We start from the raw sequence: 26,013 nt of genomic DNA, 5'->3' as shown, positions 1-26,013 counted from the left end.
CCCTGGTCACCGCGGCATTGCAGGCTCGCACGCCTTGCCGCGGTGGCAATCCAGAACCTGCCGCCGCACTTCAGACGTATCGGCAAACACAAACCCGCCGCAGGCACCCGCCCGGATCACCAGCTCCTGCCCGCGCTGTTCGGCAAAGAACACCTGATCCGTACCCGAGGCCATGCCGCCACACCAAGGGCCGAGGCATTCCACCTCAAGCACTGCCGGCACCTTGACCCGTCCGGAGAAATACTTGCCGTCCAGCATCTTGCCTGACAGCTGCGCCGGAATGCGGGTCAGCGGCGGCGTGTCATTCGGGTTGTCAGCATGGGATTGCGGCAGCAGATTTTCGTCGAACCGCAGTTCGCCTGCGATGATGTTGTAGACGCTGTCCGACTTCGCGGCCTGCAGATAGGCATCTGCCGGTCCCCAAGGCAGGCAGCTGAGGGCGGCAGCAGAATTGGCGAATATCGTCACAACCATTGCCGCGATCAGAACGCTTAGGGCAGCGCCTGACCTTGGGGAGATGCAAAGCGCCTTCCCGCGGAGAAGGCCAGGCGCTGCCCGGCCTTTCGGCCGGACTGAACAGCTTAAGAGAGGCCGGCGCAATCCCATCTCACAAATACTCCCTGAACTCAGCTACCACCCGCGCATAAACCTCGCGCTTAAACGGCACGATCTTCTCAACCAGCTGCGCCACTGGCTGCCAGCACCAGGCCGAAAACTCCGGGTGATCCGTCTCAATATTGACCTGATCATCGCGCCCCAGAAACCGCATCAGATACCACTTCTGTTCCTGCCCTCGGAATTTACCGCCCCAGAACTTGGGCACCACGTCATGCGGCAGATCATAAGGCAGCCAGCCATCGCTCTCGGCGATGATCTCGACCAGCTCCGGCGCCACCCCAGTTTCCTCCTCAAGCTCGCGCAAGGCCGCCGCGCGCGGGTCCTCCCCCGCATCAATCCCGCCCTGCGGCATCTGCCAGGCGTCCTTGTACCGGTCCTTGCGCTGACCGACAAAGACCGCGCCCTCGGCATTGATCAGCATCACTCCGACATTCGGGCGGTAGGGCAGCTTGGCAATCTCTTCTGGCGTCATCAGGCTCTCCTAGGCATTCATTGCTCAACCTTAGACCGCTTGCCGCGGGGGCACGCAAGGGGGTGACGCGGCGTTTGCACGTGACAAGCAGCCCCCGCACCATGATCCTAAGCGGCAACTGCCAGGGAGAGTTTCAGATGACTGCGTACCCCAACATGCTTGCCCCGCTGGATCTGGGCTTTACCACGCTGAAGAACCGCGTGCTGATGGGCTCGATGCACACCGGGCTGGAGGAAACCGGCGACTGGAATCGCGTTGCGGAATTCTACGCCGCCCGCGCCCGCGGCGGAGTGGCGCTGATGGTCACCGGCGGTATCGGCCCGAACCTCGAAGGTTCGGTGCTGCCCGGTGCCTCAATGATGACCTCGGCCAAAGACGTCGAGAACCACCGCGTGGTGACCGACCGCGTGCATCAGGCAGGCGGCAAGATCGCCATGCAAATCCTGCACGCTGGCCGCTATGCCTATGGCCCGAAATGTGTTGGCCCCAGCCCGGTGAAATCGCCGATCTCCCCCTTTCCGCCGCATGAGCTGGACGAGGACGGTATCGAAAAGCAGATCGCCGACATCGTCAACGCCGCCCGCCTGGCGCAGGAGGCAGGCTATGACGGAGTCGAGATCATGGGGTCCGAGGGTTATTTCCTCAATCAGTTCCTGGTCACCCGCACCAACAAGCGGACCGACCGCTGGGGCGGGTCTTATGAAAACCGGATGCGGCTGCCCATCGAAGTGGTGCGCCGCACGCGTGAGGCTGTGGGCCGCGAGTTCATCATCATCTACCGGTTGTCGATGATCGACCTGGTGCCTGAGGGCTCCACCCACGAGGAAGTTGTGCAGCTGGCGCAAGAGGTTGAAAAGGCCGGCACCACCATCCTCAACACCGGCATCGGCTGGCACGAGGCACGGATTCCGACCATTGCCACCTCGGTTCCCCGTGCCGCCTTTGCCTGGGTTACCAGAAAACTGATGGGCAAGGTTGGCATTCCGGTGATCACCTCCAACCGTATCAACACGCCTGAAGTTGCCGAAGACGTGCTGGCAACGGGCTGCGCCGACATGGTGTCGATGGCGCGGCCGATGCTGGCAGATGCGGATTTCGTGGCCAAGGCCAAGGGTGGTCAGGCCAGCCATATTGCCCCCTGTATCGCCTGCAACCAGGCCTGCCTCGACCACACCTTCAGCGGCAAGCTGACGTCCTGCCTGGTCAACCCCCGTGCCTGCCACGAGACCGAGCTGGTGATCGAACCCGCCGCCGCGGCGAAAACGGTGGCCGTCGTGGGCGCAGGCCCCGCGGGCCTAGCCACTGCAGTCACCGCGGCCCAGCGCGGCCACCAGGTCACCCTGTTCGACCGGGCAGATGAAATCGGCGGCCAGCTCAACATGGCCAAACAGGTGCCGGGCAAAGAGGAATTCTGGGGCCTGGTCGACTGGTACCGCACCATGGTGGCCGAGGCCGGCGTCACGCTGGAACTGGGCCGCGAAGTTTCCGCCGGGGACCTGACCGGTTTTGACGAGGTCGTTGTCGCCACCGGCGTCATCCCGCGCGATCCGGCCATTCCCGGCCAGGACGGGGACAATGTCCTCAGCTACATCGATGTGCTGCGCCACAAGAAACCGGCCGGACAGCGGGTTGCGGTGATCGGCGCCGGCGGCATCGGCTTTGATGTTTCGGAATTCCTGCTGGAAGAGGGCCACAGCCCCGCCACCGATCTGCCCGCCTGGATGAAGGAATGGGGCGTCACCGACCCGGCAGAGCACCGCGCGGGCCTCGCCCCTGAAGGCCCGCAGCCTGCTGCCCCTGCCCGCCGCGTAACACTCCTGCAGCGCAAGGCGGAACGCCATGGCAAGCGGCTGGGCAAGACCACCGGCTGGATTCACCGCGCCACGCTCAAGATGAAGGACGTGGAATTCCTGGGCGGCGTGAACTACGAGCGCATTGATGCGGACGGTCTGCATGTCTCCTTTGGCGACGCACGCGAAAATCCCACTCTGGTTCCGGCGGACACCATCGTTCTATGCTCCGGCCAGGTCTCCGAACGGTCGCTTGCCGATGATCTGGCAGAGCATGGCATTACTGCACATGTGATCGGCGGCGCCGACGTCGCCGCGGAACTGGACGCCAAGCGCGCCATCAACCAGGGCACGCGGCTGGCGGCGGAACTCTAAAGGCAGGCAAGGCGCTCCCGCCTGCCGCTCCAGGTCCTGATGGACCCGGCCTGCAGTTGGGTCCGGCCGCGCCTGCGGCGCGGCGGATGGCAGCGCGCAAAGGCGCGCTCCCACGCCCAACGGGCGCAGAGCATGTTTCATGCTCCTAAGCCGGGCGGGAGCCGCCACCCGGTGCACCGTCTTTTTCTGCAGCCGCCACAAGCTGCCTCCCGGCCGGGTTCCCCCGGAACGGGCATCAGTTGCAATTCAGTCCCGGTCAACCATGCATTGACCGGCTGTCCGCCGGCGCTTGCACCCGGTCCGCCATGCCATAGTCCCGGACCACCCCGGCCACCCGCAGCCGGTAGCCCGCAAAAATGCCGCTCCGGCCCCTGCTCTGCGCCGACCGGTGCTCTGCAACCTCGCGCCAGCGATGCACCGCAGCTTCATCCCGCCAGAAGAACAGCGACAACAGCTTCTCCGGCGCGCTCAGGCTTTGGAGCCGCTCAACTGAGACAAACCCGTCCACCTGTTCCAGTTGCTCTCGCAGCGCGGCCGCAGTCTCCAGATAGGTCTCTTTTTGCCCTTCGGCGATTTCCACTTCAAACATCACGGCTATCATGCCCCCCCCTCAACCAGCCCCATGCGGCGCCGAGGCCAGTTTCAGCCAGGTCCGGTCCTCGCGCAGTAAAAACCGCTCTTTCTGCGCAAACTCATAGTTCTCGCGCCCTAAGGGGTCCGCCGCCAGCCGGGCACGATAAGCTTCGTACTCAGCAAGGTTCTCCACATTGTAGATACCATAAGCCAGTGTCGACGACCCTTCGTGCGGCGCAAAATACCCGACCAGATCCGCGCCGCAACGCGGGATCGCCTGCCCCCAGTTGCGGGCGTAGCGTTCGAACTGCGCCCTCTTGGCAGGGTCGATGCGGTAACGGATAATGCAGGTCAGCATGTTAAAGTCCTCAGTTTGTTCAGGACCTCCTGCCTAGCCCGCACCGCGGCCTGGATGCTTCGGTGCAGACCGAAACGTTACTCCACAGTGGTGGTGATCAGTTCAGAAACAACCGGCGTGGCGTGCGGCACATGGCCAGCGTCGCCCGGCATCAGCTGCAGCATGTAGCGCCGGAGCGCAGCCGGTGCTATCTGATCGGCCTTTCTCCAAATGTGTGATTTTTGTTTGCAGGATCAGGTCAGAGATTGTAGTCGGCTGCTGAATTAACCCAAACCGCCGCCTTTTCCTGCGGTTTCAAAGGATCCAATATGCAAACTGCATCGTTTCTTGGCCTGCTCGCGGCAGGTTCGTTGTTCCTGTCGGGCTGCGTTTCACCGGACGTTGTCACCACAAATAATGTCGATGACGCTTCGCTGACCTGCGAAGGAATCAAGACCCAGATGGGCCAGCTTGATGAAATCCGTGCCGAGGCCAAAAAAGGCAAGACGGCATCTGGAAAGAACGTTGCGGCGGCACTGCTGTTCTGGCCGGCCGTGATTGGGAATTATGCCAACGCAAACGAGGCGCTGGATGCGGCAAACAAACGTCACGAAGTGCTGGTAAGTCTGGCAAAGAAGAAGCGTTGCAAGTTCGAAGCCGCTTGAGTTTCGGGGTATAACCAGGAATGCAGGGGGTCTTCTTCCTGCATTTTTTGTTTCTGGGCTTTGCCGCAGCCGGGCATGACGGGTAAACTTGTAACCTGCAGCCATTCCCGAATAGAGGCAGACCGTCTTGCCCAAGACCTTTCCGACCCCGAAACTGGTGATTTTCGACTGCGACGGCGTGCTGGTGGACAGTGAACCCGCCTCGAACCAGGCGATGGCAGACAACCTCGCGCGCCACGGGCTGGACCTGACCTTAGAGCAGGCAATGGCGCATTTTACCGGCGGCACCATGGCGGGTGTGATGGCAAAGGCCCGCAGCCTCGGCGCGGACCTGCCGGAAAACTGGATCGCGGAAATCCATGCCGAGACCTATGCCCGGCTGAAAGAAGGCATACCGCTCACAAAGGGCATTCCTGATCTGCTGGCACGGCTTGATGCACATGGCATTCCGGCCTGCGTGGCCTCCAACGGCAGCGAGGAAAAGATGCGCATCACTTTGGGCCAGAACGGGCTGTGGGAGCGGTTCCACCCGCAGGCGATGTTCTCAGCCCAATCGCTGGGCGTGGCCAAGCCGGAACCGGGATTGTTCCTGGCCGCCGCCAGCCACTTCGGTGTGCAGGCGCGCGATTGCCTGGTGATCGAGGACAGCGGCAGCGGCGTCACCGCTGCGGTGCGCGCGGGCATGCGCTGCCTCGGGTATGCTCCGCAAGGCGGCGGCGGCAGGCTCACCGCGCTGGGGGCTGAAGTGTTCAACGATATGGCAGAGGTACCGGCCCTTTTGTCGATCTGAGGCCGTTGTGGTATTGTCGCCCGCATGGAGCAGACATTGCGCACCCCGTTTCTGCCCTCCCTTGCAGAGACTGAAACCAGGGCAAGACCCAAGCCGAAACCGCTGCGGGCACCGCTGTTCATTCAGGACGCGGTAACCCCATGGGCAGGCAGCACCATGCTGCTGACCCTGTGGCGGCAGCAGGAAGCAGAGGACCGGGACGGTTAAAGCCGAAGCCCGCCGCTGCTTCTTTCTGGTTGAAAATACCCCGGGGGTGCGGGGGCCGGCCCCCGCCCTGACAGCCTTACCCGTAGGTCGGGTGGAATTTCCCGGCCGGCGACAAGGTGAAAATATCAGCCCCGTCTGCAGTGACCCCGATCGAATGCTCAAACTGCGCTGACAGCGACTTGTCGCGGGTCACGGCTGTCCATTCATCCGCCAGGATCTTGGTCTCCGGGCGGCCAATATTGATCATCGGTTCAATGGTGAAGAACATGCCCTCTTCCAGCACCGGACCGGTACCGGGACGGCCATAGTGCAGCACGTTGGGCGGCGCGTGAAAGACCGTGCCCAATCCGTGACCGCAGAAATCGCGCACCACGCTCATCCGTTGGCTTTCGGCGTAGACCTGGATCGCATGGCCGATGTCGCCAAAGGTATTGCCGGGCTTCACCGCCTCGATGCCCACCATCAGCGAATCATGGGTGACCTGGATCAGACGCTCGGCCTTGCGCGGCAGCTTACCGGCCACAAACATCCGCGACGTGTCGCCGAACCAGCCGTCGACAATCACAGTCACGTCAATGTTCAGGATGTCGCCATCCTTCAGCTTCTTGTCGCCGGGGATGCCGTGGCAAACCACATGGTTCACCGAGATGCAGCTGGCGTGCTGATAGCCTTTGTAACCGATGGTTGCGGATTTGGCGCCGGCATCTTCGACCATCTGTGTGATACGGCGGTCGATCTCGCCAGTGGTCTGACCCGGAAACACATGCGCGGCAATCTCGTCCAGAATACGCGCCGCCAAGGCACCCGCCTTGTGCATGCCGGCAAAATCGCCGGCTTCATGAATGCGGATGCCGTCCTTGGTTGTGCGGCCGTCTTTCGATCTCATCAGGCGGAGCTCCATCGGGTTTTGTTCCGTAGCTATCTAAGGGGTCTTGGCCAAAAGGGCCAGAGGGGGCAGCGGCGGCTTGTTGGAACTTTTTCAACCCTGCTGCGTTGGACCGGGAGAGCGGAAACAGCACAAACCAGGAGGAATGCAGCGGCATGGATAACATTGATGACCTGATGAAGACTGAGATTTACGGAGGAAAATCACTGGCCGATCTGGTGACGCTGGAATTTCTGGCGCAGGCCTTGGGCAACGTGCTGGCCGCAATTGTCATTCTTCTGGCGGGCTTCATCGCCGCGCGCTGGGTCAAGCGGCGGATTGTGGCCCTGGGCGATACCCACGCCAAACTCGATGTGACCCTGTTTCATTTCCTCGGCAATCTGGCACGTTATGTCATTCTCGCCTTTGCGGTGCTGTTTGTTCTGAATACCTTTGGCGTCAAGACCACATCGATTGTGGCGGCCATCGGTGCCGCCGGCCTGGCGATCGGCCTGGCCATGCAGGGGGCGCTGTCGAATGTGGCAGCGGGCGTGATGATCATCCTGTTTCGCCCGTTCAAACTGGGTGATTTCATCGATGTGAACGGCGAAATGGGCACGGTGCATGAAATGACCCTGAACAATACTGTCATCGCCAGCCTCAGCAATCTGAAGGTGATCATTCCCAACTCCGAGGTTTGGGGCAATACAATCACCAATTACTCCGCCTTCGGCACCCGCCGGGCAGAGTGGACTTTTGGTGTCGGCTATGGCGCCAATCTGGCCACGGCAGAACAGGTGATCCGCGACACAATCATGGCCGACAGCCGCTCGCACAGCGATCCGGAACCCTTCATTCAGGTCAATGCGCTGAACAGCAGTTCGGTGGATTTTCTGGTGCGTGTCTGGGTCGATGCAGCCGAGCACTTTCAGTATCAGGCCGACATGAAGCGCAAGGTCAAAGAAGCGCTGGATGCAGCCGGGGTCGATATTCCCTTCCCGACCCGCACGCTTGTTCACGCAGACCCTGCCAGCAAGGAAGACGCAGCCAGCAAGGCCGCCTGACCAGAAGGCCGGCGTTGCTAAGGTGCAGCGGCGACCGGTGCGCCGGCCTCGACCCCCTGCGGCGTGATCCTGGTGCCCAGCACCAGCCGCTCCACCCCGGCCGAATAGGCGCTGGCAAAGGCGGCGGCATAGGCCGGGTCGATATCTGCAGCCAGTTGAAACCGGTCGCAGTCGGTGCGCTGCACCAGATACAGCATCACAGCCCGGTGGCCCTGGGCCGCCATATTGGCCAATTCGCCAAGGTGTTTTGTGCCGCGGGCGGTGACGCTGTCCGGGAATTCCGCCAGGCCCGGTTCCCGCGACAGCGTCACGCTTTTCACTTCGACATAGCAATCCGGCAGACCGTCTTGCTGCAACAGAAAGTCGACGCGGCTCTTCTCGCCGTATTTCACCTCGGGGCGCACGGTCTTGTAGGCGGCCAGTTCGCTGATTTCTCCGGCTTCCAGCGCAGCCCGCAGGGCGCGGTTCGGAACCGAAGTATCAACGCCGGTGAAATGCCCGTCCGCGTGCTCAACCAGCCGCCAGCCGTATTTCAGCTTTTTCTTCGGGTCGTCGTTCGGCTCCAGCCAGATCTTCATGCCCGGCTCCGCAAGCCCCATCATGCTGCCGGGATTGGCGCAATGGGCGGTAACCTCGCGCCCGTCCTCCAGCCGGCAATCGGCAAGGAACCGTTTGTAGCGGCGGATCAGCACGGCGGGGATCAGAGGGGTTTCAAAGCGCATGGGCTTAGGCCTATATCTGCGAAGACGAGGTATCAAGGGAGGAAGACCATGGCCAATCCAACAGCTGCCATGCTGGTCATCGGGGATGAAATCCTGTCGGGCCGCACCCGCGATGCCAATATGCATTATCTGGCGGGTGAGCTGGTCAAACACGGCATCGACCTGATGGAAGTGCGCATTGTCAGCGATGACGAGGCCGCGATCATAGCCGCAGTGCAGGCGCTGGCCGGGGCATATGACCATGTATTCACCAGCGGTGGCATCGGTCCAACCCATGACGACATCACTGCCGATTGCATCGCCAAGGCGTTTGACGCGCATCTGGACGTCCGCGATGACGCCCGCGCGATCCTGCAGGCGCATTATGACACTCAAGGCTTGGAATTGAACGAGGCCCGCCTGCGGATGGCACGGATTCCGGAGGGCGCCGCGCTGATCGAAAACCCGGTCTCGGCCGCACCGGGGTTCACCCTTGGCAATGTGCATGTGATGGCCGGTGTACCGCTGATCTTTCAGGCGATGGTGGCCAGCGTGATACCAACCCTGACCGGCGGCCAGCCGATGCTGTCGCAGACCCTGCGGGTACTGCGCGGCGAGGGCGAGATTGCCGGACCGTTGCGCAAGCTGGCCGAAGCTTATGAGGATCTGTCAGTCGGCTGCTACCCGTTCCAAAAAGACGGCGCCTTTGGCGCCAATATCGTGATCCGCGGCACCGATGGCGCACTGATTGATGTGGCAATGACAGAATTGGCAAAGGAGCTGGAGCAGTGACCACCGATCCCCGTTACTATGCCCTGACCGAGGCGACATGGCCGGCTGCCTCCACCCGCGGCCTGGGCCCCGTGACCCTGCGCGACGGCCAGGGCGGCGGCAGCCGGGTGTCGGCGGCGACGGTACACGGCATTGCCTCGGACGCGGAGATTGCCGCGGCTGAGGATGCAATGCGCGCGATGGGCCAGGACTGCCTGTTCATGATCCGCGACGGCGAGACGGATCTGGACGCGCAGCTGGCGGCGCGCGGCTATGCGGTCAAGGATCCGGTCAGCCTGTGGACCTGCCCGGCCGCGCATCTTACGGACATCCCGGTGCCGCGGGTCACCGCCTTTTGCGTCTGGGAACCGCTAGCGATCCAGCGCGAGATATGGCAGCAGGGCGGCATCGGGCCTGAACGCCTGGCGGTGATGCAGCGGGTACAGGGGCCAAAGACCGGGCTGCTGGCCCGTCACAAGGACAAACCGGCAGGCGCCGGGTTCGTGGCCATTCACAATGGGGTGGCAATGGTCCACGCACTGGAAATCCTGCCGCACCAGCGCCGCTGCGGCATGGGCGCCTGGATGATGCGCCAGGCGGCATTCTGGGCGCTGGAAAACGGCGCAGCCGAGCTGGCGGTTCTGTGCACCAAACGTAACGAGGGCGCCAACGGGCTTTATGCTTCCCTCGGCATGAAATGCGCCGGACAGTACCACTACCGGATTTTACAGGAAGGCCATTGACCGATGCGTGACCAAACCCCGCCCACAGCCCTGGATCTGCCGATGGCGGACCCGTTGCCGCCGGAGACGCAGAAGTATTTCGATATCTGCGTCGAAAAGCTGGGCTTTGTGCCCAACGTGCTTAAGGCCAATGCCTTTGACATCGACAAGCTGAATGCCTTTACCGCCATGTACAATGACCTGATGCTGGCGGACAGCGGCCTCAGCAAGCTGGAGCGGGAGATGATCGCGGTGGTGGTCTCGGCGATCAACCGGTGTTTCTATTGCCTGGTGGCGCATGGCGCAGCTGTGCGGCAGCTGTCGGGCGATCCGGCTTTGGGTGAAATGCTGGTGATGAACTACCGGGTGGCGCCGCTGGAAGCACGCCAGCGCGCGATGCTGGATTTTGCCGCCAAGATGACCACTTCCAGCGCAGAGATTGAGGAAGCGGACCGGCAAGGCCTGCGGGATGCAGGCTTCAGCGACCGGGACATCTGGGACATTGCCAATGTTGCGGGTTTTTTCAACATGTCCAACCGGGTGGCCAGCGCCACTGCCATGGTTCCCAATCCGGAATACCACAGCCAGTGCCGCTAAGACGTTTCATTTCGGCAGCCGCGGTGATGCTGCTTCCGGCTTTGCCGGCGGCGGCTGAAATTACCCTGCCAGCCGGTGCAGATGCTGTTTCGGAACGGGCCACGGCGCTTGGTGTTTACCAGCTGCCGATCGGACCGGAAGAGGCGGACAAAGTCCCCTCGCGCCGGTTCGAAGGGCGGATTCTGCGCCGCACCTGGCGGCTGGGAGGAGACAGCACTGTGCTGCAGATCCTGGCGCCCTTGCGGGACCAGCTGCGGGCCGGCGGTTATGAGGTGCTGCTGGATTGTGCCGCGCGTGATTGCGGCGGTTTCGGCTTCCGCTTCGGGATTGAGGTGGTGCCGTCGCCGGACATGATGGTGGATATCTCCAGCTATCACTTCCTGTCCGCGGCCAAAGGGGACGAGGCGGTCTCACTCCTGGTATCACGCGCAGGCGGCGCGGCTTTTTTGCAAATGATCACAGTGCATCCGCCTGGATCGGCTGCAACGGCAACAGCCGCGCCGGCGGTGGCGAAACCTGACCCTGGCACGCCCGGAACGGTGCGGCCGGTGGAACTGGCCAAAGTGCTGGAGGTGCGCGGCCACGCGGTGCTGACGGATCTGGTGTTTCAAAGCGGCTCCACCCGGCTGCAGGACGGCACTTATGCCAGCCTGCGCGCGCTTGCGGACTATCTGGCCGCCAACCCGCAATACCGTTTGCTGCTGGTCGGGCATACCGACACGGTAGGCTCGCAGCAGCAGAACATTGGTATCTCCAAACGCCGCGCGCAGTCGGTGAAGGACCGTTTGGTCGAGGAGCTGGGCGCGGATGCGGCACGGATCGAGGTCGCCGGCGCCGGCTTTTTAGCCCCGATAGCCAGCAATCTGATCCCGGAAGGCCGTGAAGCCAACCGGCGGGTGGAAGCTGTGCTGCTCGCCGAGTGAGGCCCTGCGAAAGATACGCACCGGAAAACTCCCGCCCCCGCAGGTGCCTTGGCTTTGCCAAGACCCCTTGGCGGTGTTGGGCCAGGCTCGGCGCTATGCGCCGAGCCTGGCCCAACGGGCGCGGGTCAATCTGTGATTGATCCGGGACGGGCGGGAGCCCTCCCGCGGTGTTTTGCAGCGAAAAGCAGAGTCACCGGCTCAAAAAAGGCCCCCGCATTTGGTGCGGGGGCAGGTCTTCGAGGGATATCTTGGTCCGGTTTTCCGTAGACCCGGTTCAGGTTTTCCATTCCGACGGGTCGCGGTCTGCAAAAGCCTGCACCAGAAAGTCAATGAAGGCCCGGACTTTGGGCTGGGTGAATTTTCCGGGCGGGTAGACCGCATAGATGCCTTGGGTTTCCACCGGCAGGCCGGGCATCACGTCTTCGACCAGCCCTTCTTCCAGCGCTTCCGAGTAGAGAAAGCTGGGCAGATAGGCGATGCCGAGGCCGGAAATCGCGGCATTCAGCAGCGATTGCCCGTCATTCACCGACAACCAGCCTGAGGTGCGCACCTGGCGTTTTTCACCCGACGGCGCTGTGATCTTCCAGACGTTGCCGCTGGACTGGCTGGAATAATGCAGCAGCTTGTGGCTGTTCAGCTCGTCGATCTTTTGCGGACGGCCGTACTTCTCCAGATAGGCGGGAGAGGCAATCATCCGCTTGGTGGTTTCGGTCAGCTTGCGGGCGCGCAGAGAGCTGTCTTCCAGCTCGCCGATCCGCACCGCCATGTCGAAGCCTTCAGAGATCAGCTCCACATAACGGTTGTTCAGCACCATGTTGACGGTGATGTCCGGGAAATCCTGCAGGAAATCCGACAGTACCGGCGACAGGTGATTGACACCGAAATCGGTAGCAACAGAAATCCTGAGCAGCCCCGAGGGCGCCGATTGCATCGAGGTGACCAGCGCATCCGCTTCGCCTGCATCATTCAGCACCCGGCGGGCGCGGTCATAATAGGCGAGGCCAATCTCGGTCGGGGACACCCGGCGGGTGGTGCGGTTCAAAAGCCGCGCGCCAAGCCGGGTTTCCAGGCTTGAAACATGCTTGGAGACTGCGGATTTCGAGATCCCCATCTTGCGTGCCGCATCGGTGAAGCCGCCCTGGTCCACCACATTGGCAAAGGCCTCCATCTCGGTCAGTCGGTCCATATTCACCCATCCTCGTGTATCCGTGTTGCCCCCAGTGATGCGGGTGAAATCGGGCAAGATCGGGGCAAGGGTGGGATAATTGCGAGGTTTCGCAGGGATCGTTTTCGCTGTGGAAACGGCAAGAGCCTTGGCAAACCTGCCGGGGGTCGGCAGCTGTGATGCGCCAAAAGACTGCGGCCCTGCACTGGGAAACACGCCGGACCAGCGGCTGTGAACTGCCCGGAAAGTGCCCTGTTTTCCACTATCCGTGAAGGGCTTGCAGAAAATTGCCTTAGGAAGGTTGCCTCAGGCGGCTTTCCACATCAGCGAAATATGGGTATCGCCGTATTTCCGGCTGTCCTGCAGCTCGAACCCTTCCGGTGCGGCGACCGGTGCGTTTTCTTCCCAGACCACCAAAGCGTCTTGCGCCACCCAGCCGCCGGCCACAGCTGCGGCCAGGGCCTTTTCCCCCAGCCCCTTGCCGTAAGGCGGATCAAGGAAGATCAGATCAAAGGGGGCCGCCGGGTTCTGCCCCAGCTTCAGCGCATCGCGGCGGGCCAGGGTGCAGCGGTTCTCGGCGCGGCAAATGGTGATGTTTTTACGGATCAAACCGCCTGACACGCGCCCGTCGTCCACAAAAACCGCCTCAGCCGCGCCGCGTGACAGCGCCTCCAGCCCCAGCGCGCCGGTGCCAGCAAACAGGTCCAGCACCCGGGCGCCGGGAATGGCGCCGGTGTGCATCAGCACGTTGAACAGGCTTTCGCGCACCCGGTCGGTGGTGGGCCGCAAATGGGCGCCCGCATCGCCCTTGCCCACCGCAGCCAAGGCACGGCCGCGGAAGTCTCCTGCGATGATCCTCACGCTTTCAGCAGCGGCTTCAGATCAGCGGCGGTGTCAGCCACCACCGCTTTGTCCGCAGTTTTGCCCATATCAATCAGGCGTTTGCCCACCATATAGGCGCGCGGGTCATTCATCGCGTCCACTGCCACCAGCTGATCATCCCTGTAATACCAGAACGACACCTGCTGGCCCTCGCCCTGGCGGGTGACCACATTGTCATAGCCGGTGTTCAAGCCCGCGATCTGCAATTTGACGTCATATTGATCGGACCAGAACCAGGGTGTGGCAATGTAGTCCTTGTCAGCACCCAGCATGTTCTGCGCCACCACCTCGGCCTGATCAATGGCGTTCGGCACGCTTTCCAGGCGGATACGCTTGCCCTGAAACGGGAAGGAGGCGCAATCGCCCGCCGACCAGATCGCAGCGTCCGAAGTGCGGCCCTTGGCGTCCACCCTGATGCCGTTGTCCAGCTCCAGCCCGGCCATTTCAGCCAGTTGCGACGTCGGCGTGATGCCGACGCCAACGACGACAAAATCCACCTCAACGGTTTCGCCGCCGCTCAGCACTGCGCGGGTCACCTTGCCGTCTTCGCCTTCCAGCCGCTCCAGCCCAACGCCTTCGCGGATGTCCACTCCGTGGGAGGCATGCAGGCTGCGGAAGAAATCCGAGGTTTCCGGCGCCGCCACCCGCTGCAGAATGCGGTCGGCCATCTCGACCAGCGTCACGTGCACGCCGCGCTTGGCGCAGACCGCGGCAGCTTCCAGCCCGATGTAGCCGCCGCCAACGATCAGCGCGCGCTTGCCCTCGGCCACATGCGGCGCCATCGCATCAACGTCGGTCAATCCGCGCACCACATAGACGCCGTCCAGATCGCCGCCGATCGCTGCCGGCAAGCGGCGCGGGTCGGAACCGGTGGTCAGCGCCAGCTGGTCATAGGGGATTACCTCATCGCCCAGGCTCACAGTTTTCGCTGCCGGATCGATGCCAGTCACCCGCTGACCCAGCTTCAGGGTGATGTTGTTGTCCGCATAGAAACTTTCGGGCCGCAGGAACAGGCGTTCCAGCTCCATCTCGCCCAGCAAATAGGCCTTGGACAAAGGCGGGCGCTGATAGGGCAGTGCGTCTTCCGCGCCAATCAGGGTAATCTCCCCGTCGAACCCATCCTTACGCAGTTTTGCCACCAGCGAGGACCCGGCCTGCCCTGCTCCAATAACGACGATGTGGGACATAATCCCTTGCCTCCCTCAGCAGTTCCCGTCACGCTTTCATCGGACCCTATATACCCGGGGCTTCAAAACGCAATCATGAGAAAGAGGAACCTGCGATGATTTCTGTTGGAGACCAACTGCCGGACGCGACACTGACGCTCATCGGAGACAACGGCCCCGAGCAGGTGCAGCTGTCAGACAAGCTGAAGGGGCGCAAAGTCGTGCTGTTCGCGGTTCCCGGCGCTTTTACCAGCACCTGCCATTCGGCGCATGTGCCCAGCTTCATCCGCACCAAGGATCAGTTTGCCGCCAAGGGTGTCGAGGAAATAATCTGCCTGGCGGGTAATGATCCGTTTGTGATGAACATCTGGGGCGAAAACACCGGTGCCACCGAGGCCGGGATCACCATGCTGTCGGATGCCGAATGCACGCTGACCGAGGCAATCGGCATGCGTCTGGACGTGCCCTCGGCCGGTCTGATCGGACGCTCGCTGCGCTATGCGATGCTGGTGGAGGACGGCGAGGTGAAAGTCCTCAACAAGGAAGAAAACCCCGGCCAATGCGAGCTTTCCGCCGGCGAAGGATTGCTGGAGTCAATGGGCTGAAGCCAAGTCCGGCTGCGGCTGCCTGACCCGGCGGCCGCAGGACAACCCCTTAATAAACGGTGAAAAATAAGGTCAGCATGCCTGCCGGAATGTTTCGCGCGCGAAACATTTGGACAGAATTGCTGACCTTTCCGTCAGAGCGTCCGTTCAAGTCTGCGGCTCGCCGAACAGCCCGTCCATCTTGCGCGCCAGTTTGGCATCCAGCGCGCTGACCCCGTCCACATCATGGGTGGTGAGAACCACCGTCACCCGGTTGTAGACATTGCTCCACTCCGGGTGGTGGTTCCATTTCTCGGCCCAGATCGCGGCGCGGGTCATCCAGCCGAAGGCATCGGCGAAATTGCTGAACTTGAAGATCTTGGTGATAGCATCCCGGCCCTCCACCATTTCCCAGCCGGTGGCAAACAGCGGCTCCAGCAGCGGACCGCGGGTGGCGTCGGACAGTTTTTCCGTCATTCTTGCTCCTCCACTTGGGCTTTGCGGAACGGGCCGTAATCGGTCAGGATTTCGATCTCTTCCTCGGTGGCGGCCCGTTCAGCCTCGAGGTAGCGTTCAACGGCCCCGGCAAACCCGGGATCGCCGATCCAGTGCAAGCTGTGTGTTTCGCACGGCAGATAGCCGCGCGCCAGCTTGTGTTCACCCTGCGCGCCCGCCTCAGCCCGGTCAAGCCCCAGGGCTATCGCCAGCTCTATCGCCTGATAATAACACAGCTCGAAATGCAGGCAGGGATGGTGCTCAACACAGCCCCAATAACGCCCGTAAAGCGTTTCACGGCCAATGAAATTCAAGGCACCTGCAACATAGCGCCCGTTGCGCTCTGCCAGAATCAGCGCCATATTCTGCGCCATCGTGTGATGGGCGATATCGAAGAATTGCCGCGTCAGATAAGGGGCGCCCCATTTTCGCGCACCGGTGTCCTGATAGAATTCCCAGAAGGCATCCCAATGCTCAGGCTGCAGGCTGTCCCCCTGAAAGACCCGGATCTCGCCGCCAAAGCACTGCGCCTGCATCCGCTCCTTGCGGATGTTCTTGCGCTTGCGCGAGGACAGCGCCCGCATGAAACCTTCGAAATCGGCATAACCGTCGTTTTGCCAGTGAAACTGCTGGGTAGAGCGGCGCATCAGCCCCATCTCCGCCCCCATTCTTGCCTCGTCCTGGGTGCAAAAGGTCACATGCAGCGAGGACAGTTTGTTGTCGGCTGCCAGCTGCACCGCCCCCTGAACCAGCGCCGAATGGCCAATACCGTCAAAGCCCGGGCGCACCAGAAAACGCCGTCCTGTGGCCGGGGTAAAAGGCACCGCGACCTGCAGCTTGGGGTAGTAATGCCCGCCGGCCTGTTCGTAAGCATGCGCCCAATTGTGATCAAAGATGTATTCGCCCTGGCTGTGCCCCTTGGCGTAAAGCGGCGCGCAGGCGATCAGCAGCCCGTCCTGATAGGCGGTCAGATATTGCGGCTGCCAGCCAGTGCCCGGCCCGACCGAGCCGCTGTCTTCCAGCGCGCTCAGAAACCGGTGGGTGGTGAATGGGTCCAGCGGACGGCTGCCGTCTGCCGCCTCAGGACAGGCGCAGGCATCCCAGTCCTCTGCCGCGATCTGCGACAGTGAGGCCAGCACCCGGATTTCGATTTGCGCCTGGGTCATGCAATTCCTCCGCACCGCTTCAAAGATGTGGGGTCTGCGCCTGCGGGATCAAGATGTTAGCGGCGAGAGGTACTGTTCAAACGTCACATTGTCGGCAAAGACGCGCGCCGCGGTTTCCTCCGCCGCAGAGGTCACGGTCCAGCACAGCACCGGCACCCCATCGTTGCGCAGCGCCTGCACCCGCGGACGGGGCAAATCGCCGGCTTCGTGGCTGATAAAGCTTGACCCGGTGCGCGCGAAATCCGGGATGCCGCGCAGGCCGTCGCAGACCGCCCTGGGCAGCTCCGGCCATTCCGCGGGATCATAGGCGCTGGTGGTGATGCCGCGGACAATATCCGGCGCCTGCCGGGCCAGTTCCGCGACTGAATTGGGGTTAAAGGACATCACAGCCACAGGACCGGCATAGCCCTTCAGCGCTTCTGCCGTGGCCCGCTCCAGCGCACCATCGGTAAGGCCCATCTGCCCGTGCTGATCCTTCAGCTCTATCAGCAGCGGCACCTGGCCTGCCACCAGCTCCAGAACTTCAGACAGCTCCGGAATGCCTTCCCCTTCACCACCCTTCAGAGGGATGGCCTGCAACGCGCTGCAGGTCCTGGCGCGGACCGGACCAGAGGCTTCCGCCAGCCGGTCCAGATCGTTGTCATGAAAGACCATGGCACAGCCGTCGCTGGACAGCTGCAGATCGATCTCAATCCCATAACCCGCCGCAATTGCTGCCCGGATGGCAGCGCGGCTGTTCTCCGGGCGCCCGTCCGCGGCATCATGCAGCGCACGGTGGGCCAGCGGGACAGTCAGGATAGCGGCAGGCAGGACGGGCTTCATTTGATCTGGAAAACGCCGTCGATTTCCACTGCAACCCCCAGCGGCAGCGACACCGAGCCTACCGCCGAACGGGCATGGCGGCCAATGTCGCCCAGGGCTTCGACCAGGAAGTCGGAGGCGCCGTTCACCACCATCGGCTGGCCGGTGAAGTCAGGGGCCGAGTTCACAAATGCACCCAGCTTGACGACCCGCACCAGCCGGTCCAGATCACCGCCGCAAGCTGCCTTGAGCTGGGCCAGAAGCGCAATTGCACAGCGCTTGGCTGCAGCCTGGCCGGCCTCGATGTCCAGATCAGCACCCAGCTTACCAGTGATCAGCCCATTTTCATCGGCCGAGATCTGGCCCGCGATGTAAACCATATCGCCCGAAACCACATAAGGCACATAGTTCGCCGCCGGTGCCGGTGCTTCGGGCAGGGTCACCCCGAGCTCCTTCAGTTTTGCTTCAATGCTCATGGCCGATTTCCTTCCGAGTCTTTGCTGGCCGGGACGCTACCCGGACAGGCGGAATTCGGAAAGAGCAAATGCGAAGCACCAGTGCGGCTTTGCGCACTCTTGGTTCCGCTGGCTGCCGTCAGCTTTCGCGGAAGGCCTTGTTGAAATAATCGGCCAGCGGCTTGACCAGATAGGCCAGCGGCGAGCGCGCGTCGGTGCGGATGTAGCTTTCCACCGGCATCCCCGGGATCAGCACCGTGCCCGCAGGCAGGCGGCCGCGTTCGCCGGGGTTGAGCTCGATCTCGGCGCGGTAATAGGACACCCCGCTGCCCTGATCCTCAAACGAATCCGCCGAGACCTGGGTGACATGGCCAAAGAGCTCAGGGGTGCTCCGCTGGTCCAGCGCCGAGAACCGCAAAGTGACCTCCTGGCCGGTGTACAGCTGGTCGATATCCGTCGGCGCCACCTGCGCCGCAATCACCAGCGGCCGGTCCTGCGGCACCAGGTACAAAACCGGATCCGCGGGGCGGATCACCGAGCGCGGCGTCTGCACCTGCAGCCCGTAGACAATGCCGGAGACCGGCGCGGTGATGTCCAGCCGCGCCAGCCGCCCCTGCAGCGAGCGGCGGTTTTCGGCCAGCTCCAGCTCCTGGTAGCGCAGGTCGCGCAGCCGGCTGATCGCCTCCTCGCGCTGGCTGGTGGCCAGCTTCAGGATCTCGATGTCGATCTCGGTGATGCGGCCCTCGGACTGCGCCTCCGAGGCCACCAGTTCCCCCAGCCGGCCCTGCAGATCGGCCTGGGTGCGGCGCAGGTTCAGCACCGTCGCCGCCTGTGCCAGCCCGCGGTCCAAAAGCGACTGCTGGCTTTCCAGCTCCTCGCCGATCAGCCCCAGCTGCACATTCATCGAGGTCTGCTGCGCCTCGACGCCGCGGATCTGCTCCTGGATCTGGGTGCGGCGCTTCTCCAGCTGTTCAATCTCGCGGGCGGTGGTGTCCTTGCGGGCTTCAAACAGGCGGCGCTGGCCCTCGGTCAGATCGCTGACATCCGGCAGCCGCTCCGCCGCCTCCAGCAGCTCCGGCTCAAAGGTGATCGCGGCGGCGGTGTCGCGCTCGGCTTCCAGCCGGCCGCGGCGCGCCATCAGCTCGAACAGCTGGCCCTCGGTGATCACCAGCTGCGAGGTCAGCTCATTGTCATCCAGCCGGATCAGCGTGGCGCCTTCGGCCACGGTGTCGCCCTCATCAACCAGGATTTCGGCCACGATGCCGCCATCCAGATGCTGCACAATCTGGCGGTTGCGGTCGACCTCGATGCGCCCCGTCGCCACCACCGCGCCGGAAATCGACGACAGCACCGACCAGGAGCCGAAGCCGCCCACCAGCACCAGCAGCGCCAAAAGGCCGATGATCAGCGGCCGCCGGGCCGGCCAGTTGCTTTGCCCGTTCATCGCACGCCTCCTGTGCCAGTGGCCTGGCGGATGTTCTGGTGGTTGGCGACCATTTCCTGCAGCACCTTGTCCTTGGGACCAAAGGCGGTCTGGGTGCCCTTGTCGATCACCAGCAGCATGTCGCATTCCTGGATCGCCGCGGGCCGGTGCGCCATGATCAGCACCGAGCGGCCCTCGGCCTTGATCTGCTTGATCGCCTGATTGAGCGCAATCGAGCCTTCGTTGTCGAGGTTGGAGTTCGGCTCGTCCAGGATCACGATCACCGGATCGGCATACAGCGCGCGGGCCAGCCCGACCCGCTGCATCTGGCCGCCCGACAGCCGCCCGCCGGTGGCGGTAACCTTGGTGTCATAGCCTTCGGGCAGTTTCAGGATCATTTCATGGGCGGCGGCCTTCTTGGCGGCTTCCACCACTTTTTCGGCATCCGGCTGCTGCTGCAGCCGGGCAATGTTCTGGGCAATGGTGCCGTCGAACACCTGCACCCGCTGCGGCAGATAGCCGATATGGCCGCCCAGCACATCCGGCGCGTATTGATCCAGCGCCGCACCGTCCAGCCGCACCGAGCCCGCGGCCGGCGCCCAGACCCCGGTCAGCGCCCGCGCCAGGGTCGATTTGCCCGAGCCCGACGGCCCGATCACCCCGATCGCCTGGCCCGGCTGCACCCGGAAGCTGACATTGCGCAGCAGCGGCGTCTTGCTGCCCGGCGGCACCACCGCCATGCCCTGCACTTCCAGCAGCGCCTTGGGTTTCGGCAGCGCCGTGCGCTCGGCTTCCTCCGGCACTTTGGCCAGCAGCTCGGCCAGGCTGTGCCAGCCCTTCAGCGCCCGCTGCACCATCGCCCATTGGCCCAGGCCCAGTTCGATCGGCGCCAGGGCGCGGCCCATCAGGATCGACCCCGCGATCATCGCCCCCGGCGTCACCTCGCCCTGCAGCACCAGATAGGCGCCCAGCCCCAGCATCGCCGACTGCAGGAACAGCCGCAGCGTCTTGGTCAGCGTGGTGAAGCCGCCACCGGTGTCATTGGCCGTCACACTGTCGGTGAGCGCCGCATCGCGGCCTTGCTTCCAGCGCCCGAAAGCCGCGCCGCGCATGCCCATCGACTGGATCATCTCGGCCTCGTTGCGGATCTCCTCGGACATCAGATTGGCCTTGTGGCCGGTCATATTGGCCTTTTGCACCGGCAGCCGGGTGAACAGCTGGTTGAGGATCGCAATCATCACCAGCACTGCGCCGCCGCCCAGGGCCAGCAGCCCAAGCCAGGGATGGAACAGGGCAATGCCCGCCAAAAAGACCGGGGTCCAGGGCAGGTCGAAGGCGGCGGTCAGCACCGGCGAGGAGATCAGCCGCTGGACCGATTCCAGATCCTGCAGCCCGGTCTGCGCCGCCGGATCCTGCGCCACCGCCGAGCGCCGGATCATCGCATCGAACACCCGGTGGTCCAGCGCCGCCTGCAACCGCGCCCCGACCCGCGCCATGATCCGGCCGCGGGCGTAATCCAACAGCCCCATCATGCCGTAGAGGAACACCACCAGCAGCGACAGCGCCAGCAGCGTCGCCTCCGAGCGGCTGCCCAGCACCCGGTCATAGACCTGCATCATATACAGAGGCCCGGTCAGCATCAGCAGGTTCACGAAGAAACTGAAAATCCCGGTGAACCAGTACAGCCCCCGGCTCTGCTGCCGCACCGCCCGAAGCTCGTCATAACCGCTCTTATAAATGCTTTTATTCATGGTCAGTCTGCAATAGAAGTTCCCGGGCCATTGGTAGTGCCTGAATTTGTATCAGAACAGACACAAGCTGGTGAATAAATGTAATCGCACTGGAAATAGGCTGAGGAACCCTTATTTGCCCTCCGACCCGTCTGTTCCAGCATCAATTGGACACTTACCCGAATGCCTTTTCATTTGCGACCGCTGAAATTTGTATCTGCGCTGATTTTGGCCGTTTTTGCGGCCGGCTGCGCAAAACAGGATCCGGTTGCGCGGGCCTCGGGCGAAGTCTTTGATCCCTATGAGCGCACCAACCGCGGAATTCACGCCTTCAACCGCGGCGTTGACCGGCTGGCCTTCCGGCCTGCCTCCAAAGGGTATGTGGCAATTGTGCCCGCGCCGATGGTGACCAGTTTCTCGCATTTTGCCGAGAACCTGTCGATGCCCGGCCAGATGGTCAACGCGCTGCTGCAGGGCGATCTGAAACTGGCCGGCAATGCATTTTCCCGGTTTGTGATCAACTCCACCGTCGGTTTTGCCGGGCTTGCCGACCCGGCCAGCGAGTTCAACGTGCCCGCAGTCGATACCGATTTCGGTGAAACATTGCACATCTGGGGCGTCGGCGAAGGCGCCTATGTCGAATTGCCCCTGCTGGGCCCCTCTACCAGCCGGGATGCCGTTGGGGTCGCCGTCGACTTCTTCACCAATCCGCTGGGTTACGCCGAGCAGAATACTGCCGACAATATCACCATTTACGCTGAGATCGTGCGCCGCCTGGGCGATCGTGGCAACTATTCCGACACGATCGACTCGATTCTCTACGAGAGCGCCGACAGCTATGCGCAATCGCGCCTGATCTATCTGCAGAACCGCCGGTTCCAGCTGGGCGATGGAGAAGAGATCCAGGAGATCGATCCGTTCGAACTGAACACTGAAGGATTTTGAATATGGACCGCCGCAAATTCCTGACTGGCCTGGGCGCCGGAGCCGCTGCTCTGATTGCCGCACCGCAAGCCCTGTGGGCGCTGACCGAGAACAGCGCCAGTACGCTGATCAACAGCCTGGTCGGCGACATCAACCGGGTGATCGATTCCGGCAAGGGCGAGAACGCGATGTTCCGCGAGTTCGAGCGGATTTTCCAGCGTTACAGCGACACCTCCTATATCGCCGCCTATGCGCTGGGTGTCGACGGGCGCCGGGCGTCCTCGTCCCAGAAGAAGGCCTTTTCCAAGGCGTTCCAGGGCTATATCTCGCGCAAATACGGCAAGCGCTTCCGCGAATTCATCGGCGGCAAGCTGGAAGTCAAAGGCGTCAAGAAGGTGAAGAAATGGTATGAGGTGAGCACCATTGCCTACCTCAAGGGCCAGTCGCCGTTTGAAGTGACCTTCCTGGTGTCGGACCGCTCCGGCCAGGATCTGTTCTTCAATATGTTCATCGAAGGTGTGAACCTGCTCTTGACCGAACGCACCGAGATCGGCGCCATCCTGGACAGCCACAAGGGCGACATCGACGCGCTGATTGCAGAGTTGAAGCGGTTGAGCTGAAACACGCACATAACGAATGACAGTCAAAGGGCTCCCTGCGGGGAGCCTTTTCTATTTGGCGGGTCAGTCCGGGGCCTTGCGGAGCAAAGGGAAATCTCCCGCCCGTCGCTGCAGCATCCTGGATGCTGCGCTCCCGTTGGGCCTGGCGCCCTGCCCGGCGGGCAGGGCGTGCGCCGCACCGTCAGGTGCGGCGCCGGACCCAACTGGCGGAGGCCCCCCTCAGGGGGGCCTTCACCGGGCGGGAGCCCCACGTTTGCTGCAATTCAGTCAGTTGCCCAGAATGTCGCGCAGGATATTGTCCACCGCGCGGCCCAGTTCCTTGCCCAGCTGCGGCCCCTGACGGCGGCGGCGCTCGCGCCGGGTTTGCTGCGGCGGCGGGGCGATCGGGGCAGGCTCCAGCATCGGCAGCGGTTTCGGCGTCAGGCCGTCATGCACCCGCACCATGGCCTCGCGCCAGATCTCGGCCGGCAGGCCGCCGCCGGTCACACCCGATAGCGGCGTGTTGTCGTCATAGCCCATCCAGACCCCCGCCACATAATCCGCGGTAAACCCGATGAACCAGGCATCCTTGGCCGCAGAAGTCGTCCCCGATTTTCCTGCCGCCTGCCAGCCCGGGATTTGCGCCCGCTTGCCGGTGCCGCCCGAAATCACTTTTTCCATCATCCAGACCAGCTGCTGGGCGGCTTCGGGGCGGATCACCCGTTCGCCGATGCCGCCGCTGGCGCCCATCAGCGCGTCGCTGTCGTTCACCAGCTTCAGCTCGGTCACCCCGTAGGGCGTTACCGAGGAACCGCCATTGAGGATGCCCGCATAGGCTCCGGTCATCTCAAGCAGAGTGCTTTCCGAGGCCCCCAGCGCCAGCGCCGGGCCTGCGGCCAGATCGCTGTCGATGCCGAAATCCTTGGCCACGATGCTGACCTTGTCACGCCCCACCGCCTCGGAGACTTTCACCGCCGGCACATTCAGGGAATCCCGCAACGCCCGGGCCAGGGTGACTTCGCCATAATACTTCCGGGTATAATTCTCGGGGCACCACTGGCCGGAGCCGGGAATATTCATGCAGTATTTCGCGTCCAGCACCCGGTCGTAGGGCGAATAGCCCAGTTCCAGCGCTGTGGCATAGACAAAAGGTTTAAAGGCCGATCCGGTCTGGCGTTTGGCCTGGGTTGCCCGGTTGAACACGCCGGAGACCCGCGTCTTGCGCCCCCCCACCATCGCGCGCACAGCGCCATCGGCACTCATCACCACAATGGCCGCCTGCGCCTTGGAGCCTGGGCGGACCTTATTCTCAAAGATGTATTTCAGTGCTTCCTCAGCCGCCCCCTGCAGGCGCTGATCCAGGGTCGAGCGGATCACCACATCCTCGGTGGTCTGATCGCCTAGAAAATCCGGAATGGAATCCATCACCCAATCGGCAAAATACCCCCCTGCCCGCGCCGCCGCGGCTTCGCTCAGCACGGCCGGGGCGTTCTGGTTCTGCTGCATCTCGGCGGTGGTCAGATAGCCCTGCTCCTGCATCAGCCGCAGCACGGTGGCCGCCCGGTCCTGTGAACGTTGCAGGTTGTTGGTCGGCGCCAGCGTCGAGGGCGCAGTCAGAAGACCCGCCAGCATCGCACCCTCGGCCGGGTTCAGCTGGTTGGCGGACTTTCCGAAATAACGTTGCGCCGCAGCTTCGGCACCGTATGCGCCGCCGCCCATATAGGCGCGGTTCATGTAGATCGAGAGGATCTCGTCCTTGGTGTACTTGGCCTCCATCGCCAGGGCAAAGATCGCTTCGGTACCCTTGCGCCACAGCGAACCTTTGCGGCAGTCGGCCTCATAAGCGCTTTCACTTTTCCATTCGTCCGGATCATAAACCCGGCCCAGGCACAGCAATTTGGCGGCTTGCTGGGTAATGGTGGAACCGCCATGGCCTGACAGCGGCCCGCGCCCTTCGCGCAGGTTGATGCGGATGGCGCTGGCGACGCCGCGGGGGGAGATGCCGAAGTGGCGGTAAAACCGCTTATCCTCAGTCGCGACAACCGCGTTTTTCAGGTGCGGCGAAACCGTATCGGCCCGGATGACCCCGCCAAACTGATCGCCGCGCCAGGCAAAGACGTCGCCGTTGCGGTCCAGCAGGGTGACCGACCCGCGCGCGCGCCCGTCGAGATAAGCCGAAACCTCGGGCAGTTTGGCATATTGCAACGCCACAGCCAGACCGACCAGCAGGCAGACCACCATGCCGACCCGCCAGCTGAAGCCCCAGACCAGCCGGAATGCCCAGACAAAAGGCGCCAGCAAGAGACCGATGAAGCCGCGCTTCTTCGGGGCTGGTTTCGCCCGTGTCTTCTTGCGGAAAAACAGGCCGAACAGGCCGGTCTTCTTGGGTTTGGCCTTGCGTGCGGGTTTCTTGCGCGCAGGCTTTTTCGCAGCGGAAGGTTTGCCCTTGCCGCCTGCGGAATAGCGTTTTTCTGCCACCAAAGGCTTGCGCCCGGATCCTTGTGCCATCGTCATGTCCTGCCCGGTTTGCCCGTTTCCCGGGACAATACCCTGCCCGCCCCGGTTTGTAGAGGGGGCAGAATCCGGAGCTTTCCCCCTTTGCCAGATGGCCGGTTTTTAAGCGAAGCGGGCAAAAGGCGCAAAATTATTGTGCGTGCGCAGAATGACACGCGGAAACTTGCTGGCCTTGGGCTTTGCACGACTCGGGCCGGGGGTTTTGCTGCAGGTGCACAATGCATCGGTCCAGACATGATCCTCAGGGCCGGAGCAGCGCGGAAACCAAGGGATGCAGAGATGAAAATGATCATAGCCGCCATCAAACCCTTCAAGCTGGACGAGGTCCGCGAGGCGCTGACCGGTCTTGGCGTGAGCGGGCTGATGGTTACCGAAATCAAAGGCTTTGGCGCCCAGGCCGGGCACACGGAAATCTACCGCGGCGCCGAATACGAGGTGACTTTTGTGCCGAAGCTGAAGCTGGAACTTGTGGTGCCCGCCGATCAGGCCGACCAGGCCGTCAGCGCGATTTCCGAGACCGCCCGCACAGGGAAGCTGGGTGAAGGCAAGATCGGCGACGGCAAGATTTTTGTTCTGGACGTGGAACAGGCCGTGCGGGTGCGCACCGGCGAAACCAACCTCGAGGCGCTGTGAAGGCGT

Annotated in this window: 29 protein-coding genes; 13 read left to right on the top strand and 16 right to left on the bottom strand. The window is 62.9% G+C overall.

Going from position 1 to position 26,013, the window contains the following annotated elements; genetic code table 11:
- Window positions 1–6: 6 nt before the first annotated feature.
- Window positions 7–474, bottom strand: coding sequence for a hypothetical protein (locus K3555_RS02100; RefSeq protein WP_260007199.1), 468 nt, complete (start codon window positions 472–474; stop codon window positions 7–9).
- 133 nt (window positions 475–607) lie between these two features.
- Window positions 608–1,090 carry an RNA pyrophosphohydrolase gene (locus tag K3555_RS02095; protein WP_260007197.1) on the bottom strand — a complete coding sequence of 161 codons (483 nt, stop codon included), beginning with the start codon at window positions 1,088–1,090 and terminating at the stop codon, window positions 608–610.
- Window positions 1,091–1,227: 137 nt separating this feature from the next.
- On the opposite strand from K3555_RS02095, the gene K3555_RS02090 reads away from it, so the two are divergent.
- Window positions 1,228–3,255: an NADPH-dependent 2,4-dienoyl-CoA reductase gene (locus K3555_RS02090; protein WP_260007196.1), complete on the top strand. Its 2,028-nt coding sequence runs from the start codon at window positions 1,228–1,230 to the stop codon at window positions 3,253–3,255.
- Window positions 3,256–3,511: 256 nt separating this feature from the next.
- On the opposite strand, the gene K3555_RS02085 is transcribed toward K3555_RS02090, so the two are convergent.
- Together K3555_RS02085 and K3555_RS02080 are read right to left on the bottom strand one after the other, a co-directional pair.
- Entirely contained in the window at window positions 3,512–3,856 is a 345-nt protein-coding gene (locus K3555_RS02085; RefSeq protein ID WP_260007195.1) for an antibiotic biosynthesis monooxygenase, read from the bottom strand.
- A gap of 9 nt (window positions 3,857–3,865) precedes the next feature.
- Window positions 3,866–4,186, bottom strand: coding sequence for an NIPSNAP family protein (locus tag K3555_RS02080; protein ID WP_259989598.1), 321 nt, complete (start codon window positions 4,184–4,186; stop codon window positions 3,866–3,868).
- Window positions 4,187–4,494: 308 nt separating this feature from the next.
- Between K3555_RS02080 and K3555_RS02070 the strand changes: the two genes are divergently transcribed.
- From K3555_RS02070 to K3555_RS02060, 3 genes are all read left to right on the top strand, one after another.
- Window positions 4,495–4,830: a YgdI/YgdR family lipoprotein gene (locus K3555_RS02070; protein ID WP_259989597.1), complete on the top strand. Its 336-nt coding sequence runs from the start codon at window positions 4,495–4,497 to the stop codon at window positions 4,828–4,830.
- A gap of 127 nt (window positions 4,831–4,957) precedes the next feature.
- On the top strand, window positions 4,958–5,620 hold the full coding sequence (locus K3555_RS02065; protein ID WP_260007194.1) for an HAD family phosphatase: 663 nt from the start codon (window positions 4,958–4,960) through the stop codon (window positions 5,618–5,620).
- Between the two features lie 24 nt (window positions 5,621–5,644).
- Entirely contained in the window at window positions 5,645–5,827 is a 183-nt protein-coding gene (locus K3555_RS02060) for a hypothetical protein (RefSeq protein WP_260007193.1), read from the top strand.
- A 76-nt stretch (window positions 5,828–5,903) separates the two neighbouring features.
- Here the strand turns inward: K3555_RS02060 and map are convergent, their stop codons facing one another.
- Window positions 5,904–6,713, bottom strand: coding sequence for a type I methionyl aminopeptidase (gene map / locus K3555_RS02055; protein WP_260007192.1), 810 nt, complete (start codon window positions 6,711–6,713; stop codon window positions 5,904–5,906).
- A gap of 155 nt (window positions 6,714–6,868) precedes the next feature.
- On the opposite strand from map, the gene K3555_RS02050 reads away from it, so the two are divergent.
- The gene (locus K3555_RS02050; protein ID WP_260007191.1) at window positions 6,869–7,756 is read left to right on the top strand and encodes a mechanosensitive ion channel family protein; all 888 of its coding nucleotides are present in this window, start codon (window positions 6,869–6,871) and stop codon (window positions 7,754–7,756) included.
- A gap of 17 nt (window positions 7,757–7,773) precedes the next feature.
- On the opposite strand, the gene sfsA is transcribed toward K3555_RS02050, so the two are convergent.
- Window positions 7,774–8,478, bottom strand: a complete 705-nt coding sequence (gene sfsA / locus K3555_RS02045; RefSeq protein WP_260007190.1) for a DNA/RNA nuclease SfsA — start codon at window positions 8,476–8,478, stop codon at window positions 7,774–7,776.
- Between the two features lie 48 nt (window positions 8,479–8,526).
- Here sfsA and K3555_RS02040 point away from each other — a divergent pair, with 48 nt between their 5' ends.
- From K3555_RS02040 to K3555_RS02025, 4 genes are read left to right on the top strand one after another with little or no spacing between them, the layout of a single operon-like run.
- On the top strand, window positions 8,527–9,249 hold the full coding sequence (locus tag K3555_RS02040) for a molybdopterin-binding protein (RefSeq protein WP_260007189.1): 723 nt from the start codon (window positions 8,527–8,529) through the stop codon (window positions 9,247–9,249).
- The gene (locus tag K3555_RS02035) at window positions 9,246–9,971 is read left to right on the top strand and encodes a GNAT family N-acetyltransferase (RefSeq protein ID WP_260007188.1); all 726 of its coding nucleotides are present in this window, start codon (window positions 9,246–9,248) and stop codon (window positions 9,969–9,971) included. Before K3555_RS02040 ends, K3555_RS02035 begins: the two co-directional genes overlap by 4 nt.
- Before the next feature lie 3 nt (window positions 9,972–9,974).
- Window positions 9,975–10,547, top strand: coding sequence for a peroxidase-related enzyme (locus K3555_RS02030; RefSeq protein ID WP_260007187.1), 573 nt, complete (start codon window positions 9,975–9,977; stop codon window positions 10,545–10,547).
- A 26-nt stretch (window positions 10,548–10,573) separates the two neighbouring features.
- The gene (locus K3555_RS02025; protein WP_260007186.1) at window positions 10,574–11,470 is read left to right on the top strand and encodes an OmpA family protein; all 897 of its coding nucleotides are present in this window, start codon (window positions 10,574–10,576) and stop codon (window positions 11,468–11,470) included.
- A 274-nt stretch (window positions 11,471–11,744) separates the two neighbouring features.
- Here K3555_RS02025 and K3555_RS02020 read toward each other — a convergent pair whose 3' ends face one another.
- The 3 genes from K3555_RS02020 to K3555_RS02010 all read right to left on the bottom strand — a co-directional run bounded on the left by K3555_RS02020 (window position 11,745) and on the right by K3555_RS02010 (window position 14,704).
- Entirely contained in the window at window positions 11,745–12,656 is a 912-nt protein-coding gene (locus tag K3555_RS02020) for a LysR family transcriptional regulator (protein ID WP_259989580.1), read from the bottom strand.
- A 285-nt stretch (window positions 12,657–12,941) separates the two neighbouring features.
- Window positions 12,942–13,496 (bottom strand): 16S rRNA (guanine(966)-N(2))-methyltransferase RsmD, encoded by a 555-nt coding sequence (rsmD, locus tag K3555_RS02015; protein WP_129372101.1) that lies wholly within the window; start codon window positions 13,494–13,496, stop codon window positions 12,942–12,944.
- Window positions 13,493–14,704, bottom strand: a complete 1,212-nt coding sequence (locus K3555_RS02010) for an NAD(P)/FAD-dependent oxidoreductase (RefSeq protein WP_260007185.1) — start codon at window positions 14,702–14,704, stop codon at window positions 13,493–13,495. Before K3555_RS02010 ends, rsmD begins: the two co-directional genes overlap by 4 nt.
- A 95-nt stretch (window positions 14,705–14,799) precedes the next feature.
- Between K3555_RS02010 and K3555_RS02005 the strand changes: the two genes are divergently transcribed.
- Window positions 14,800–15,288, top strand: a complete 489-nt coding sequence (locus tag K3555_RS02005; protein ID WP_259989574.1) for a peroxiredoxin — start codon at window positions 14,800–14,802, stop codon at window positions 15,286–15,288.
- Between the two features lie 147 nt (window positions 15,289–15,435).
- Here the strand turns inward: K3555_RS02005 and K3555_RS02000 are convergent, their stop codons facing one another.
- The 6 genes from K3555_RS02000 to K3555_RS01975 all read right to left on the bottom strand — a co-directional run bounded on the left by K3555_RS02000 (window position 15,436) and on the right by K3555_RS01975 (window position 21,358).
- Window positions 15,436–15,744 (bottom strand): 4a-hydroxytetrahydrobiopterin dehydratase, encoded by a 309-nt coding sequence (locus tag K3555_RS02000; RefSeq protein WP_129372104.1) that lies wholly within the window; start codon window positions 15,742–15,744, stop codon window positions 15,436–15,438.
- Entirely contained in the window at window positions 15,741–16,928 is a 1,188-nt protein-coding gene (locus K3555_RS01995; RefSeq protein WP_260007184.1) for a GNAT family N-acetyltransferase, read from the bottom strand. Before K3555_RS01995 ends, K3555_RS02000 begins: the two co-directional genes overlap by 4 nt.
- A 48-nt stretch (window positions 16,929–16,976) precedes the next feature.
- The gene (locus tag K3555_RS01990) at window positions 16,977–17,750 is read right to left on the bottom strand and encodes a glycerophosphodiester phosphodiesterase family protein (protein WP_260007183.1); all 774 of its coding nucleotides are present in this window, start codon (window positions 17,748–17,750) and stop codon (window positions 16,977–16,979) included.
- On the bottom strand, window positions 17,747–18,205 hold the full coding sequence (locus tag K3555_RS01985) for a RidA family protein (protein WP_260007182.1): 459 nt from the start codon (window positions 18,203–18,205) through the stop codon (window positions 17,747–17,749). The genes K3555_RS01990 and K3555_RS01985 overlap by 4 nt, the downstream gene beginning before the upstream one ends.
- 118 nt (window positions 18,206–18,323) lie before the next feature.
- On the bottom strand, window positions 18,324–19,628 hold the full coding sequence (locus K3555_RS01980) for an HlyD family type I secretion periplasmic adaptor subunit (RefSeq protein WP_260007180.1): 1,305 nt from the start codon (window positions 19,626–19,628) through the stop codon (window positions 18,324–18,326).
- Window positions 19,625–21,358, bottom strand: coding sequence for a type I secretion system permease/ATPase (locus K3555_RS01975; RefSeq protein ID WP_259989563.1), 1,734 nt, complete (start codon window positions 21,356–21,358; stop codon window positions 19,625–19,627). Before K3555_RS01975 ends, K3555_RS01980 begins: the two co-directional genes overlap by 4 nt.
- 162 nt (window positions 21,359–21,520) lie before the next feature.
- On the opposite strand from K3555_RS01975, the gene K3555_RS01970 reads away from it, so the two are divergent.
- Window positions 21,521–22,282, top strand: a complete 762-nt coding sequence (locus K3555_RS01970; RefSeq protein ID WP_260007179.1) for a VacJ family lipoprotein — start codon at window positions 21,521–21,523, stop codon at window positions 22,280–22,282.
- Between the two features lie 2 nt (window positions 22,283–22,284).
- On the top strand, window positions 22,285–22,881 hold the full coding sequence (locus tag K3555_RS01965) for a phospholipid-binding protein MlaC (RefSeq protein WP_259989558.1): 597 nt from the start codon (window positions 22,285–22,287) through the stop codon (window positions 22,879–22,881).
- A gap of 267 nt (window positions 22,882–23,148) precedes the next feature.
- Here K3555_RS01965 and K3555_RS01960 read toward each other — a convergent pair whose 3' ends face one another.
- Window positions 23,149–25,368 carry a transglycosylase domain-containing protein gene (locus K3555_RS01960; RefSeq protein WP_260007178.1) on the bottom strand — a complete coding sequence of 740 codons (2,220 nt, stop codon included), beginning with the start codon at window positions 25,366–25,368 and terminating at the stop codon, window positions 23,149–23,151.
- A 285-nt stretch (window positions 25,369–25,653) separates the two neighbouring features.
- On the opposite strand from K3555_RS01960, the gene K3555_RS01955 reads away from it, so the two are divergent.
- Window positions 25,654–26,007, top strand: coding sequence for a P-II family nitrogen regulator (locus K3555_RS01955; RefSeq protein WP_259989554.1), 354 nt, complete (start codon window positions 25,654–25,656; stop codon window positions 26,005–26,007).
- Window positions 26,008–26,013 lie beyond the last annotated feature (6 nt).

Origin of the sequence: Leisingera sp. M527, assembly GCF_025141525.1 — a bacterium.
Lineage (GTDB): Bacteria > Pseudomonadota > Alphaproteobacteria > Rhodobacterales > Rhodobacteraceae > Leisingera.
The sequence above is the reverse complement of the archived record's forward strand: the minus strand, read 5'-3'. Positions and strand labels throughout refer to the sequence as shown.

Excerpts from the sequence above, each read along its gene's own strand:
- K3555_RS02100 (WP_260007199.1), bottom strand. The coding sequence starts at position 474 with ATGGTTGTGACGATATTCGCCAATTCTGCTGCCGCCCTCAGCTGCCTG.
- K3555_RS02095 (WP_260007197.1), bottom strand. The coding sequence starts at position 1,090 with ATGACGCCAGAAGAGATTGCCAAGCTGCCCTACCGCCCGAATGTCGGA.
- K3555_RS02090 (WP_260007196.1), top strand. The coding sequence starts at position 1,228 with ATGACTGCGTACCCCAACATGCTTGCCCCGCTGGATCTGGGCTTTACC.
- K3555_RS02085 (WP_260007195.1), bottom strand. The coding sequence starts at position 3,856 with ATGATAGCCGTGATGTTTGAAGTGGAAATCGCCGAAGGGCAAAAAGAG.
- K3555_RS02080 (WP_259989598.1), bottom strand. The coding sequence starts at position 4,186 with ATGCTGACCTGCATTATCCGTTACCGCATCGACCCTGCCAAGAGGGCG.
- K3555_RS02070 (WP_259989597.1), top strand. The coding sequence starts at position 4,495 with ATGCAAACTGCATCGTTTCTTGGCCTGCTCGCGGCAGGTTCGTTGTTC.
- K3555_RS02060 (WP_260007193.1), top strand. The coding sequence starts at position 5,645 with ATGGAGCAGACATTGCGCACCCCGTTTCTGCCCTCCCTTGCAGAGACT.
- map (WP_260007192.1), bottom strand. The coding sequence starts at position 6,713 with ATGAGATCGAAAGACGGCCGCACAACCAAGGACGGCATCCGCATTCAT.
- K3555_RS02050 (WP_260007191.1), top strand. The coding sequence starts at position 6,869 with ATGGATAACATTGATGACCTGATGAAGACTGAGATTTACGGAGGAAAA.
- sfsA (WP_260007190.1), bottom strand. The coding sequence starts at position 8,478 with ATGCGCTTTGAAACCCCTCTGATCCCCGCCGTGCTGATCCGCCGCTAC.
- K3555_RS02040 (WP_260007189.1), top strand. The coding sequence starts at position 8,527 with ATGGCCAATCCAACAGCTGCCATGCTGGTCATCGGGGATGAAATCCTG.
- K3555_RS02030 (WP_260007187.1), top strand. The coding sequence starts at position 9,975 with ATGCGTGACCAAACCCCGCCCACAGCCCTGGATCTGCCGATGGCGGAC.
- K3555_RS02025 (WP_260007186.1), top strand. The coding sequence starts at position 10,574 with ATGCTGCTTCCGGCTTTGCCGGCGGCGGCTGAAATTACCCTGCCAGCC.
- K3555_RS02020 (WP_259989580.1), bottom strand. The coding sequence starts at position 12,656 with ATGGACCGACTGACCGAGATGGAGGCCTTTGCCAATGTGGTGGACCAG.
- K3555_RS02010 (WP_260007185.1), bottom strand. The coding sequence starts at position 14,704 with ATGTCCCACATCGTCGTTATTGGAGCAGGGCAGGCCGGGTCCTCGCTG.
- K3555_RS02005 (WP_259989574.1), top strand. The coding sequence starts at position 14,800 with ATGATTTCTGTTGGAGACCAACTGCCGGACGCGACACTGACGCTCATC.
- K3555_RS02000 (WP_129372104.1), bottom strand. The coding sequence starts at position 15,744 with ATGACGGAAAAACTGTCCGACGCCACCCGCGGTCCGCTGCTGGAGCCG.
- K3555_RS01995 (WP_260007184.1), bottom strand. The coding sequence starts at position 16,928 with ATGACCCAGGCGCAAATCGAAATCCGGGTGCTGGCCTCACTGTCGCAG.
- K3555_RS01990 (WP_260007183.1), bottom strand. The coding sequence starts at position 17,750 with ATGAAGCCCGTCCTGCCTGCCGCTATCCTGACTGTCCCGCTGGCCCAC.
- K3555_RS01985 (WP_260007182.1), bottom strand. The coding sequence starts at position 18,205 with ATGAGCATTGAAGCAAAACTGAAGGAGCTCGGGGTGACCCTGCCCGAA.
- K3555_RS01980 (WP_260007180.1), bottom strand. The coding sequence starts at position 19,628 with ATGAACGGGCAAAGCAACTGGCCGGCCCGGCGGCCGCTGATCATCGGC.
- K3555_RS01975 (WP_259989563.1), bottom strand. The coding sequence starts at position 21,358 with ATGAATAAAAGCATTTATAAGAGCGGTTATGACGAGCTTCGGGCGGTG.
- K3555_RS01970 (WP_260007179.1), top strand. The coding sequence starts at position 21,521 with ATGCCTTTTCATTTGCGACCGCTGAAATTTGTATCTGCGCTGATTTTG.
- K3555_RS01965 (WP_259989558.1), top strand. The coding sequence starts at position 22,285 with ATGGACCGCCGCAAATTCCTGACTGGCCTGGGCGCCGGAGCCGCTGCT.
- K3555_RS01960 (WP_260007178.1), bottom strand. The coding sequence starts at position 25,368 with ATGGCACAAGGATCCGGGCGCAAGCCTTTGGTGGCAGAAAAACGCTAT.
- K3555_RS01955 (WP_259989554.1), top strand. The coding sequence starts at position 25,654 with ATGAAAATGATCATAGCCGCCATCAAACCCTTCAAGCTGGACGAGGTC.